This window comes from Adhaeribacter radiodurans (genome assembly GCF_014075995.1).
Lineage (GTDB): Bacteria > Bacteroidota > Bacteroidia > Cytophagales > Hymenobacteraceae > Adhaeribacter > Adhaeribacter radiodurans.
Genome location: NZ_CP055153.1, coordinates 1,001,663 through 1,013,903 on the forward strand (window position 1 = coordinate 1,001,663; position 12,241 = coordinate 1,013,903).

At 34.1% G+C, this 12,241-nt stretch carries 10 protein-coding genes; 6 read left to right on the forward strand and 4 right to left on the reverse strand.

Annotation, left to right across the window (positions count from 1 at the left end):
- Positions 1-255: 255 nt before the first annotated feature.
- From HUW48_RS04565 to HUW48_RS04575, 3 genes are all read right to left on the reverse strand, one after another.
- Positions 256-1,716 (reverse strand): lipopolysaccharide biosynthesis protein, encoded by a 1,461-nt coding sequence (locus HUW48_RS04565; protein WP_182414547.1) that lies wholly within the window; start codon positions 1,714-1,716, stop codon positions 256-258.
- 134 nt (positions 1,717-1,850) lie between these two features.
- Complete coding sequence (locus HUW48_RS04570; RefSeq protein WP_182414548.1) at positions 1,851-4,193, reverse strand: GumC family protein; 2,343 nt, start codon at positions 4,191-4,193, stop codon at positions 1,851-1,853.
- Positions 4,194-4,203: 10 nt separating this feature from the next.
- Positions 4,204-4,986, reverse strand: coding sequence for a polysaccharide biosynthesis/export family protein (locus HUW48_RS04575; RefSeq protein ID WP_182414549.1), 783 nt, complete (start codon positions 4,984-4,986; stop codon positions 4,204-4,206).
- A 1,579-nt stretch (positions 4,987-6,565) separates the two neighbouring features.
- Between HUW48_RS04575 and HUW48_RS04580 the strand changes: the two genes are divergently transcribed.
- From HUW48_RS04580 to HUW48_RS04595, 4 genes are all read left to right on the forward strand, one after another.
- Positions 6,566-6,970: a hypothetical protein gene (locus HUW48_RS04580; RefSeq protein ID WP_182414550.1), complete on the forward strand. Its 405-nt coding sequence runs from the start codon at positions 6,566-6,568 to the stop codon at positions 6,968-6,970.
- Positions 6,971-7,570: 600 nt separating this feature from the next.
- A complete protein-coding gene (locus HUW48_RS04585; protein WP_182414551.1) occupies positions 7,571-8,005 on the forward strand; it encodes an META domain-containing protein in 435 nt (144 codons plus the stop codon).
- 184 nt (positions 8,006-8,189) lie between these two features.
- Complete coding sequence (locus HUW48_RS04590) at positions 8,190-8,573, forward strand: hypothetical protein (protein WP_182414552.1); 384 nt, start codon at positions 8,190-8,192, stop codon at positions 8,571-8,573.
- A 461-nt stretch (positions 8,574-9,034) separates the two neighbouring features.
- Positions 9,035-9,556 (forward strand): NUDIX domain-containing protein, encoded by a 522-nt coding sequence (locus HUW48_RS04595; protein ID WP_182414553.1) that lies wholly within the window; start codon positions 9,035-9,037, stop codon positions 9,554-9,556.
- 81 nt (positions 9,557-9,637) lie between these two features.
- On the opposite strand, the gene HUW48_RS04600 is transcribed toward HUW48_RS04595, so the two are convergent.
- Positions 9,638-10,126, reverse strand: a complete 489-nt coding sequence (locus tag HUW48_RS04600) for a DUF4293 domain-containing protein (RefSeq protein WP_182414554.1) — start codon at positions 10,124-10,126, stop codon at positions 9,638-9,640.
- A 58-nt stretch (positions 10,127-10,184) separates the two neighbouring features.
- On the opposite strand from HUW48_RS04600, the gene HUW48_RS04605 reads away from it, so the two are divergent.
- A complete protein-coding gene (locus tag HUW48_RS04605) occupies positions 10,185-11,387 on the forward strand; it encodes a thiolase family protein (protein WP_182414555.1) in 1,203 nt (400 codons plus the stop codon).
- A gap of 73 nt (positions 11,388-11,460) precedes the next feature.
- The gene (truA, locus tag HUW48_RS04610) at positions 11,461-12,213 is read left to right on the forward strand and encodes a tRNA pseudouridine(38-40) synthase TruA (RefSeq protein WP_182414556.1); all 753 of its coding nucleotides are present in this window, start codon (positions 11,461-11,463) and stop codon (positions 12,211-12,213) included.
- Positions 12,214-12,241 lie beyond the last annotated feature (28 nt).

Sequence of the window (12,241 nt, forward strand, 5' to 3'; positions counted from 1 at the left end):
ACTTTAAATTTTTATTAATTACAGCCTATCATTTTTAGTGCCAAATAGAGTAAGCATTATAAAATGAACTTTAGGTAAGATGGAACTTAGGTGATAAATTGTGTACTCAATCCAAACAGTTTTATGTTTCGATAAAACCTTCTTAACTGTTCAATAGCGATAAAACGAAAAGTTAAATGATACTTATTTTTTAAGTTGAGCTTAAAAAGTAAGTATTGCTCTTTAAATTAGAGCTATTAAAATTTAACAATTTGTTTATACTGCAATTTGCTTCTTTTTACGATTCTTAAATTGTTGAATCTGTAAATTCAATTCAGATTTCATAAATAGCCAAATTACTCCTGCGTAGCTAATCATTAAACCAATACCGCATAACACAAAATGTAATTTAGCATTGTAAAGGAAATAACCTACAAGATAAGCAACTACACTAGCTATTAAAGGTCCTTTTAAATTAGATAATAACTCTCCAAAAGATATATTTAACAGTTTTTTTAGAAAATATTGAGCTATTATTACCTCTAAGGCTTTATTTACCAGGTAGGCATAGGCTGCTCCAATTATACCGTACTTGTATATACCTAATGAAATTAAGGGTACATAGAGGAATAAAGCTTTAAAAAGCTGCAGATTCATTTCTAATTTTGGCTTACCTAATCCGCGAATTAACGAACCATGGCTGTTAACCATCATATGTACCATAACAGATAAGGCTAATATTTGCAAAGGTAAAATAGTGTCATGCCATTTTGTCCCGAAAAAGTTGATGATGAAAGGCTCACCAAGAACAACTAAACAAACCATTATGGGATAAATAACAATACTGTTATATTTTACAACATTTAGATAATAGCGCTTAAGGGATAGAGGATCATCCTGCTTCTTGCCGTAAACGGGATACATCACTTTATTCATAATGTTCATTAACTGACTTCTAAAAGTATCAGTAAGTACAAACGCCAGCGTATACGTACCCAAAGCAGAGGCAGTCAATAACTTACCAATCAACAAATAATCAATTTTCTGAATCAGGTTGTTGAATAGATTTGTTCCGGTAGTATAAACTCCAAAGCCAAATATATCGTGGAATGCTTGTTTGTCCCACATGAATTTAGGATACCAGCCGGTTGCTCTAAAGTATAAAGGCATAGCAACAATAAAGGTTGCAACCGAATTAAATACCAAAGCCCATACTCCAAAGCCCATGTAAGCTAAAATTAAAGCCAAAACTCCTGAAAAAATAGTAGAAACATTACTAATGAAAGCAAGCTTCTTAAAATTCATTTGTTTCGTTAATTGAGCATTATGAACTAGATTTATAGGACTGGATAATACTCCTAAACTTAAAACCGGAATAATGCTGCTTAAAATAGGCTCTTTGTAAAAAACAGCCGCTAAGGGAGCTACAATAAAAAATATTATTAAATAAATAGCTACTGACCATATTACTCCCGTCCAAAAGGAAGTATGATAATGTACTTCTTTTAATTGTTCTTCTTTTCGTTGTACGAGGGCTGCGCCAATTCCTAAATCATTAAATACCTGCACGAAGCTGGTAAACACAGTTGCCATGCCAACAATCCCAAATTGGTTTGGGAATAGAAGCCTTGCTAAAATAAGCTTGATGGCAAAATCGAATGATCTATTTATAAGAAGTTGAACAACATTCCAAAATACACCCGTTACTACTTTCCCTTTCAGATTTTGAGAATCCATTTTACGAGATGGTTATGAATTAACTCATTTAATTATACCTACTGATAAATATCTAAACTACTTATCAGTAGGTATAAAAAAGGTTAAAATGATACTGTTTAAATTTATTTTATACTCTAAACCAAGTTTAAATATTAAGCTTTGGCTCTGTTTCTTGGTTTAATTTTCCAGGATTCATTTTTTTCGTCAGTATAGCCGTAGCCATAACCGCCATAACCTTTTTGTTTTTTAGCGTCGTTTAAGACCATCATAAGATTTTTTAACTTATTGTTCTTATAAATGTCTTCAATTATGTTTACCTGGTCTTTTAGAGTATAATTATAGCGCATTAAATAGATGGTAGAATCAATGTAAGGCGAAAGTGATAAAGCATCTGCTACTTGTCCAACCGGTGAGGTATCTAATACAATATGATCAAACCTATCCTTTAATTCTTCTATTAATTCTCCTACTTTAGGCAACATCATTAACTCTGCCGGATTGTAAGGAATAGGGCCAGAACCAACCGCATACAACCCGGTAACTGTTTGAAGAGCTACTATAATATCATCTATAGCGGATATCTCTGAGTTCAGGTAATTGCTAATCCCTTTTTCATTTGGAATACCTAAGCTTTCTGTTAATCCGGACTTTCTTAAATCAAAATCTACAACAGCTACTTTTTTACCCGCTAAAGCTAAGCTCGAAGCTAAGTTTAAACTAAAGAAGGTTTTGCCTTCACCGGACATGCTCGAAGTAACAAGAATAACTTTGTTATCCTGGCCTAGAGTAGCCAACTGCAAGTTCGCCCGGTTATGCCGAAACAATTCGGCAACCAAACTTCTGCTCTTATCTGTTACTACTAAGGTCTCTCTGGTATCATTATGCGATATTTCACCGAGTAAAGGAGCAGTTGTAACAAGTTCCACATCCTTAAACTCCTGAACTCTATCATTAAAGCTATCTTTTATTACAACGAAGGCGAAAGGAAGGCCCATGCCAACTATAAAGGCTAATAACAAAATCAGAGGCTTTTTAGGTTTAGTTGGGGCATCACCAGCAAAAGGTGGATCTATAATACGCGAGATGGAAACCGTGGCAGCTAAAGAAAGAGCCGCTTCTTCACGTTTCTGTAACAGATATTGATAAAGCGCTTGTTTAATGCCTTGTTGTCTGTTAATTTCCAGTAAATCACGTTCCATAGAAGGTACCTGCTTTATTCTGGAAGCATTTTGAGCTAAATTGGAACGCAGCTTATTCCGGGTAATAACTAAACCACTCTTAATGTTCTTAAGGTTTTCTAACATATTAGCCTGTAAATTACTTAACTGCTCGTTTATGTTTAAAACCAAAGGATTGTCGGGTTGAGTTGTGCGCAACATACGTTGCCGCTCCAATTGCAAAGAATTAAATCTTGAGATTAAATCCAGTAGAGTAGGATCTTTGATATTTAAATTACTAGGAGCCAATTCATATCTTCCTTTTTGGCTCTTAAGATAATTCTCCAGTGAATTAAGAACATCTATCTGAATACCCCAGTCTGTTAATTCGCGATTATAATCGCTGGCATTGTTTATTGATAATTGAGCTTCGGTTACTACATCTGTAACTACTTTTTGTTTTTTGTAGCTTTCTACTTGTTTTTCAACATTAGATAGTTCAGCGGTTAAGTCTTTTAAACGTGCATCAATAAATTGAACTGTATTAGTAGCAATAATATTCTTATCTTCTATAGCCTCTTTATTGTAAACTTCAATCAGTTTATTTACAATATCTCTTCCTTTTTCGGGTACTGCATCCGTTAAAGTTATAGAAAGAACATTAGTCTCTTTTGTAACAGGAGCTACCTCAAGTTTGGTATTATAAGCGGTAGCAAGTTTATCTAAATTGTTAAATTTAATTTTGATATCTTTAATTTCACTGGCTGCGCTAAGGGAATTAGCCAAAACGGTAAAAGTAGCGTATGGCTTAGTAATTTGCTGACCTATTTTATAGGCTTTAACACCTTGAGCATCTTTTAAGGTAAAAGTATTCTTGTCTTCTAAGCGAATGGTAATTAAGTTGTTGTCATATGCTAAAGGGTTGAACTGATTTACAGCAACTTTAATTGGCAAATAATTAACGTATACCTCTTTTTCTTTAATTGGGCCATCTATAAAATAAGTAGTATTCATAGAAAGCTCCTTAAGCACTCTAACCATCAGGCTTTTTGCTTTAAATACCTGAATTTCGTTGTGAACGCTTCTAGTCGATTGAAAAATATCTAAATCGTTAAAAGCTTCTCCTTTAGAACCATTCGGATCTTTTTTATCGTCTTTTATTTGAATAGTACTTACTATTGTATACTCGGGCGTAGCATACAGTAAGTAAAAATAAGCTAAACCTAAGCAGAGTACAACGGATGCCAAAAAAAGGGGCCAGTACTTTGAATATTTATTTAGTACGCTCTTTAAGCTAACTTGCTCTGTTTCAAATGGAAGGACTTCTCTATTAGCCATATATCAATAATTAAAAAAATCTCGTAATAATAAGTGTGAGTAGGGAGGTAGCTCCAACTAATATGGTTGAAAGGTTTCTGTTCGTATTAGCTTGAGTTGCTCTGTATTTACCCACAACAGGTTCTACATACACAACATCGTTTTGTTGTAAGTAAAAATAAGGTGAATTAAGAGTCTCTTTGGTGTTTAAATTAACACGAGTAATATTTCGTTTACCTTCTTTCTCCCGGATGATTAATACATTTTCTCTTTTTCCGTAAACTGTCATATCGCCAGCCATACCTAAAGCTTCTAATACATTAATTTTTTCGGTTGGTACACTAATAGTAGACGGTCTGTTTACTTCACCAATAACAGTCACTTTAAAGTTTAAATAACGGATATTAACAATTGGTTCCCCTTTAATGTATCTTTTAAGTTCAGCTATCATTTTTTTAGTGGCTTCTTCCTTAGACAATCCCCCTAATTTAATCTGACCCAAAACCGGGTAACTGATAAAGCCATTTTTATCAACTAAAAATCCTTCTTTTACTAAGTTGGTATTCGTATTATTAGAGTTGTTAACAGTAGGGGGGAGTAAGATACCGCTGTTAAATAATGCATTTGATTCAGGGTTTAACGTACTCACACTAATGCCTAAAAGATCGTCAGGCTGAATTTTAGGATCTACGGAATTAAGTATTTTTGTACTCTGGTCGGTATTTTCTTGCAAATCGCTAAAGTATACCAGGTTCCGGCTAGGACCACAAGAAAATAAAAAAACAAAAATGATTAGATAAAATGACTTGTTCATTTTAGAAATTGAATATTTATAAAATTTTAGCATCACACGAAATATAATTACAAAGTAAATAGATTTTTTATATAAAAAGTGTAAAAAAAGCTATTTATAGGTTAAAAAATTATAAACAATCAAATTGAGTTTAGGTATTTTATTCTTCATTTACTTTCCAGGGAACCTTTTAAATTTTAATAAATATTATTTTATATATGTATACGCTCTTGTTGGTTAATAAAGCTAAATTAACAAGTATAAACAAAGGCGTTAATTATTAGTCCTTATTGAGTATTGCCGTTTAATTTTTAATTACAGTTAACGGGTATAACAAATAATAAGCCAAACATTTAAATTTTAATATATAATATTGCAATAATGTAACTAGGTTTAGTAAGTGTTTGTACCGAATACTTCAACTAGTTTCAAATTTTAAATCACCACTTGGAACAAATTTTAAGCCAATATTAAATATTTTATTTATTATCGTTTTTTAATACAATAGGATATGTTAAGGTTAATACGAAAGTAATATTAAGTTAGATATAAATGGAATGGATTGGTACTGATTTAATTATAGTTGTAGTTCTAAGGTAAATTAGAAATAAATAATAAGTATATCGAAGCTATAAATAGCTAATTGGAAACTTAGAATGAGATAAAGTAAAAGAGTACATGTTCCATAAACATATACTTTCTCGAACATTCGTTAATTAAGTATGTTTTAAGAATGCTACAAAATGTTATTTAAAAACATTTAATGCTTAACTGCCAGGCTTGTGAAAATTACAAACCCTAGAAGTTTAAATTTGCAACGAAAACTTTATAAAATAGAGCCTCCAAAAATTTAGGAGCTATAATCAGACGTTAATAGCCTTCTTTGCTTATTCTACTCTTTAAATTTAATATAAACTTATTTTATTGTTCCGTAAGCTAGTTTTAGGAAATATAGCCTACTAGTATGTTATTTTAAATTATGTTTAATTAAATTTTATTGAAAATGTTCAATTTTAAATCTATTTTATGAAGATATATATCTATAATATATCGTATACACTACTAAAATAAGTAGTATTAAGTTAAAGAATAAGGGGGTAACAAATTAGACTTATTAACTTTACCGTATTGATTGCTAAAAGTGTTGACCAATATAGTACCCACAATAAGTTATTTAGTGGGATATAAAAGAACGGAAAGCTTATGAAAAATACTATTATTATATTGCCAATTGAGTTAACGTATAATTATAGGTATAAAGAACGGTTTAAAGGGGTGGTAGTACATAATAAACTCATTCGTACTCCTGAACCTCGCAGTTACCCATATATGATAATACCTGATTTTGGCGCTTATATTTATTCTTTAAATTAAAGTTTAAACTTAACTTAAGTAAAAACCAGCTTTAATAAGCTGGTTTTTTTACGAGTTGTATAAAAATTAATATTTTAGTTGAAAAAGTATTATAACTACTTTTTATCCGTGCATGAAAATTAAAATAAAGTAATATTCTTTACATTATCAGATCCCGGAACTAGTTAATTCTAAAATTTGTAGAAAAAGATAGAGTAAAAGTTTAAATTATTCATTTAATACAGGTATGGCGGTTAATTTAGATCAGATTGGAACAAGATTAAGTTTTTACATGAGGATTAAAGGTTTAGATATATTTGCTATGGGCGAACGTACTGGTACTTCTGCCATGTTAATATCTAATATAATATCCGGTAAAAACTACTGCATGGATGATTTATTAGCTGTACTAAATAAATTGCCAAATTTAAATTCGCATTGGGTTATATACGGGGAAGGTAATATATTTAAAGAAGAAAATATTTCTCTTTCAAGCTTGGATGCGGAATTAATGCATAAAAATCGGATGAAGCATTTAGGTGAAATGCAAAAGCTTTTAGAAGTATTAGACGAAATCGAGCGGACTAAAAAGAATACCTCTAAGTTAGACGAACTTAAGGCTCGTATATCAGAACTTACGAAAGAACTCTAAAACTAAATTCTGGGAGTTTCTCTTTTTGGCTGTTTATAGGTTATTGTTGTTTATAGCCTTTATTTAAAGATATAACCTTTGAGGTAATAATATTAATTTTACGTAGCTTTTGAGTAAGTTCGTCTAAGGTGTGCGAATCACTCGAAGAGGTAATATTAGAGCTAAAACTAGACTGTGCATCTGTTTGAATTATATTTCTAATATTGGCTTCAATCTTACGACGGTAAGTGTATAAACTGTAGTATAGATATCCAAATTCTCTTAACTGTAACCTCGATTCCTGTATTTTTTTATTATTCATTCCCATTCTCACTTTCCGACTACGTATTTATTCGCTAGTTGAAGAATTAGTACGTGAAATTGGGTGTTGAGTTAAGGTAATACCCCTTTTATTTTATATTTAAACGCATTTCTGCCTTCTTGCATACTCTTTTTGTTTAGGCGCGTATACTAATTCTTTACGTTTTTAGTATTTCACTCCTCTTAACGAACTACCATTAAGTTTTAGAATTTAGATTTCTGAGATAGCAGCACAACTCCATTTACTATTTATAGTTGTACAAGAAAGTAGAATATAATTTCCATTTTAACAGAATAAGTATGAGATTCATACTTTACAAAGCAACGTTAACAACTATTTTCTTGCTACTATTTAGTTGTTCGGTTAATAACAAGAAGAGTTATATTAACAATGTTACTCTGGAAAGTGGTAAGTGGATATTAATAAATTTAAACAGCCAGGAAGTAATTAAGCAAAATGCAGATCGGCCAATTTACTTGGAATTTAATGTAACGGACCAAAAATTAACCGGATTTGCTGGATGTAACCGATTATTTGGAGCCTTCAATTCGAAAGGAAGTGCTATTGCCTTTTCCCAGATTGGTTCTACTAAAATGATTTGCCCGGATGCAAACATTGAAACTGATTTTATTTCAGGTTTACAGCAAATAACCCGTTATCAGATTGATGGTGAAAAACTGTTGTTGTATAATCGGACAAATCTTCTACTTACTTTACGTCTTTTAACAGATTAAGTAAATTCTTTTCTATTTCTTCCGATAGAAAGTAAATTAACCTCTTTACTATAATTTTCTTATACAGGTCTTTTAAAGAACCTTGTAAATAAATTTTATTGGCAAAGCAACCAAAACAGCTGCTTCTGAATCTTATCTATAGTTGTTGATTTAAACCTATTTGGCTTAGGCTTGTCTAACTGGTATGATAAAATTTATGGGTGCGTTAAAGTTGTATGTATGTGGCTTACTGTTGGTGGTAGTCCTTGGTTTAACAGGCTGCAACGGAGAAGAACAGGAAGTAATACCGCAACAAACCTGCGATACTCAAGCTACTGTTAAAAATTTGCCCGGATGTGGGTTGGTATTAGTACTTAAAAATAACCAAATATTAGTGCCTGTTAATCTTACCACTTTACCTGAAATAAAGTCTGATCGGCAGCAATATAAAATAAATGGTTTTACTGTTGAGGAAAATCAACAAGTAATAATAGGCTTTGTAAAAAAAGGACACGTAGATAAAGCCTGTTTAGTTGGTGGTCAATTAGCTGAGGTTACCTGTATTGTTGGTTACCAGGCACAACCATAATTTTTTAATAAATTTGTGAAGAGTTATTTAATCGAGTTAAATAGCGAGGCCCGTTTGGTACTATTACCTGACGGGCCATTTTTTATTTAACAATACTGGCATAATACTTGTTTTAACAAAAACCAGAATGAAGCTCTTTTAGGCCACAGAAGAATATGTTAAGGTTTGATACTGCTTCGTTTACGTAATAAAAATGATTTGCTGGTAATTGAGGCCAGAAAACTATAAAGATAAGATTAAAGTTTAGTAGTTTAACTGAAAAGGCTCTGGTAGTTTACCAGAGCTTTTTTTATGTATATGCTCCAGAATAAGTTTTTGTCGAATATACAATGGGTAGTATTTAATACACCTCTACACTAATAATTTGTAAAAAGGAGATTTAATACAGCTTAATAGCTCTTATTTTCGTATAGGCAGTCAAATAATTAGAAAGATACTGAAAGGGATAGCCGCAAACCTGCATGAAGATTATTGATAAGCAAGTTATTTACGATGGTTTTTATAAGCTATATAAAGTAAAATTAGATGCCGAAGGTACTGTTCTGGAACGAGAACTGTTTGATACCGGGCAAGCTGTAGCTGCCCTGGTTTTTGATACTGTTCGGCAGCGCTACGTTTTTGTTAAGCAATACCGCTTGGCAACCAATAACGATGTACTAGAGATAGTTGCCGGTATGCACGACAAACCCACTGAAAGTTTAGAAGAAGCCACCTGCCGGGAAATAGAAGAAGAAACAGGTTATACCGTAGATAAAATTACTTCTATTGCTTCTTATTACTCTTCGCCGGGAGCTTTTGGCGAAAAATTAAACGTTTTTTACGCGGAAGTAAGTAAGAAAAGTTCGCAAGGAGGAGGTTTAGCTGAAGAACACGAAAATATTAAAATAGTAGAAGTTGCTCCGGAAGATTTAGTAAATTTAACCATAGAAGACGGCAAAACTATAATTGCTGTGCAATGGGCATTGCTTCAAAAAATGAAATAACTCTTCGATTCGCTAAACTTCAATTATTAATTAATACAAAATGGCTACCGTATTTAAGTAGCCATTTTGTATTATAAAAAATTAACGTAAGCGGTCTACAGAACGAACCAGTTGCTCGTCGCGGCGAATAAACCGGTTAGCCAGTGCATTTAAGGCCAGCGCAAGTAAGGGTAGATAAAACCCGGTTTCATACTCCCCACGGCCAGGTGTTTTTACAATTTCTTCCCCTACGTAAGAAACATAATAAAAGCAACTTCCCATTAGACCTGCTAAAAGCAGGGTGTTCAGAAAACCTAATTTCATTTGCGTGAGCCGGTTTTTATACTGAAATATTTCGTATAAAGCTACCAACGCAGCTAAAATGGCTAAAATAGCTATGGCTATAGTCGATTTTGAAACAGTAGCCATGGTATTGCCAGTAGAAGGAGTGTTAGAGGCAGCTAAAGAAAAAGCATTTAAAACATACTCCTGACCATTAGCATCTGTCTTTGACCAAATGGGCAAAAACAACAGACAAATTAAAGCTACCGCTATCAGAAACAGAAAAACAGATTGAATTCTTTGGATCATTTCAGAGTTAATTACCTTACATATTTTTACAAAAATAGACACTTCTTTCGCAAAAACCATGAGTGCTGCCTACATTGTGGATATTGTACGTACCCCGGTTGGAAAATTTGGTGGTTCCTTAAGTTCTGTGCGCCCCGATGATTTAGCGGCCCATGTAATGAAGGTCTTGCTAGAACGAAACCCGGAAATTGATTTAAATTTAATTGAAGATGTTATTTTGGGCGCTGCTAACCAAGCCGGCGAAGATAACCGAAACGTAGCCCGCATGGCAGCATTGTTAGCCGGTTTACCGCCCGAAACAGCCGGAACAACCGTTAACCGATTATGTGCTTCGGGGTTGCAATCGATAATGGATGCAGCACGGGCTATTAAATGTGGCGAGGGCGCGATATATCTGGCAGGAGGAGTAGAAAGCATGACCCGGGCACCTTTTGTGCTAGCTAAAGCAGAGAATGCCTTTTCGCGCGAAATGCAATTGTTTGATACTACTCTGGGTTGGCGATTTATTAATAAAAAATTAGCCAACTTATATTATCCCTATACCATGGGCGAAACGGCCGAGAACGTAGCTAAAAAATGGCAAATTTCCCGCGAACAGCAAGATGTTTTTGCCCACGAATCACAATTAAAATACCAGCACGCAGCACAAAATAATTTTTTTCAAAAGGAAATTACACCTGTTCCAATTCCGCAAAATAAAGAAGAAACTTTAAGTTTTTCAATTGACGAGCATCCCCGTTTAACTTCTCTGGAAAAATTAGGTGCTTTAAAACCAGCTTTTGTATCAGAAAATGGAACCGTTACGGCGGGTAACTCTTCGGGTATAAATGATGGAGCGGCTGTCGCACTTTTAGTAAATGAGGCAGTAATTAAACGATTTCGTTTAAAACCTATAGCCCGGATTGTTTCGTCGGCAGTGGCAGGAGTCGCGCCTGCTTATATGGGTATAGGTCCCGTGCCTGCAACCCAAAAAGCCCTGCAACGAGCCGGGTTAACCCTCAACGATATTGACCTTATTGAATTAAATGAGGCGTTTGCTGCTCAGGTATTAGCTTGTATGCAGGAATTAAAATTTGACCCGGGTAAAGTTAATGTAAACGGCGGTTCTATTGCTATTGGGCACCCATTGGGAGCGAGCGGAACCCGTATTTCTGCCACTTTACTGCATGAAATGCAGCGCCGCGAAAAGGTGCGTTTCGGTTTAGCTACCATGTGCGTGGGGGTAGGACAAGGGGCTGCTATTATTTACGAAAAATGTTGATGCTTCTGCGTTAATCTGTAAAATAGTTTTCTGAAAACATATATATGAGCAAATCTGTAATATATTTGCCCATATGCGCTATTTCCTCGAAATCGCTTACGACGGCACTAATTACCACGGTTGGCAAATACAACCGAATGCGATATCGGTGCAGCAAGTATTAAACGACTGCCTGAGTACTGTACTACGCGAAACCATTGAAACGATTGGCAGTGGTAGAACCGATACCGGGGTACATGCCGAGCAACAATTTGTGCATTTTGATGTAGCCAGAACTTTAAACAAAACAGAAGCTTGTTACCGGTTTAATCGCATTTTACCTCCAGATATTGCGGTAAAAAATATTTACGAAGTACTACCAGAGGCCCATGCCCGGTTTGATGCCATTGCTCGTACCTACGAATATCGTATTTGTTTACAGAATAATCCATTTTTGCGCGCTTTTAGTTATTTTTTAGGTCGGCATCCAAACGTAGAACAACTGAACGAAGCAGCTTCAGCTTTGTTGAATTTCGAAGACTTTACTACTTTTTCGAAAGTAAAAGGAGATACGAAACATTACCAATGCCAACTTTATCAAGCCAACTGGCAGTTACGAGACCCGGATATGCTTATCTTTACTATTCGGGCTAATCGGTTTTTACGTGGTATGGTGCGGTTAATAGTAGGAACGTTGCTGGATGTAGGTAGTGGTAAATTGTCCGTAGCGGCTTTTAAGGAAGTAGTTGCCAGTCAGGATCGCCGGATGGCTAGTGCGGCTGCACCTGCTACTGGTTTGTTTTTAATTAAGGTAGAATATCCGGAAAACTTTTTGATGATAAAGTAGTTATTGTTTTACTTCCTCATCTAAATGA

What these genes read in the sequence shown, in the direction of transcription:
- HUW48_RS04565 (WP_182414547.1), bottom strand. Translation starts at nt 1,716, where the DNA reads ATGGATTCTCAAAATCTGAAAGGGAAAGTAGTAACGGGTGTATTTTGG.
- HUW48_RS04570 (WP_182414548.1), bottom strand. Translation starts at nt 4,193, where the DNA reads ATGGCTAATAGAGAAGTCCTTCCATTTGAAACAGAGCAAGTTAGCTTA.
- HUW48_RS04575 (WP_182414549.1), bottom strand. Translation starts at nt 4,986, where the DNA reads ATGAACAAGTCATTTTATCTAATCATTTTTGTTTTTTTATTTTCTTGT.
- HUW48_RS04580 (WP_182414550.1), top strand. Translation starts at nt 6,566, where the DNA reads ATGGCGGTTAATTTAGATCAGATTGGAACAAGATTAAGTTTTTACATG.
- HUW48_RS04585 (WP_182414551.1), top strand. Translation starts at nt 7,571, where the DNA reads ATGAGATTCATACTTTACAAAGCAACGTTAACAACTATTTTCTTGCTA.
- HUW48_RS04590 (WP_182414552.1), top strand. Translation starts at nt 8,190, where the DNA reads ATGATAAAATTTATGGGTGCGTTAAAGTTGTATGTATGTGGCTTACTG.
- HUW48_RS04595 (WP_182414553.1), top strand. Translation starts at nt 9,035, where the DNA reads ATGAAGATTATTGATAAGCAAGTTATTTACGATGGTTTTTATAAGCTA.
- HUW48_RS04600 (WP_182414554.1), bottom strand. Translation starts at nt 10,126, where the DNA reads ATGATCCAAAGAATTCAATCTGTTTTTCTGTTTCTGATAGCGGTAGCT.
- HUW48_RS04605 (WP_182414555.1), top strand. Translation starts at nt 10,185, where the DNA reads ATGAGTGCTGCCTACATTGTGGATATTGTACGTACCCCGGTTGGAAAA.
- truA (WP_182414556.1), top strand. Translation starts at nt 11,461, where the DNA reads ATGCGCTATTTCCTCGAAATCGCTTACGACGGCACTAATTACCACGGT.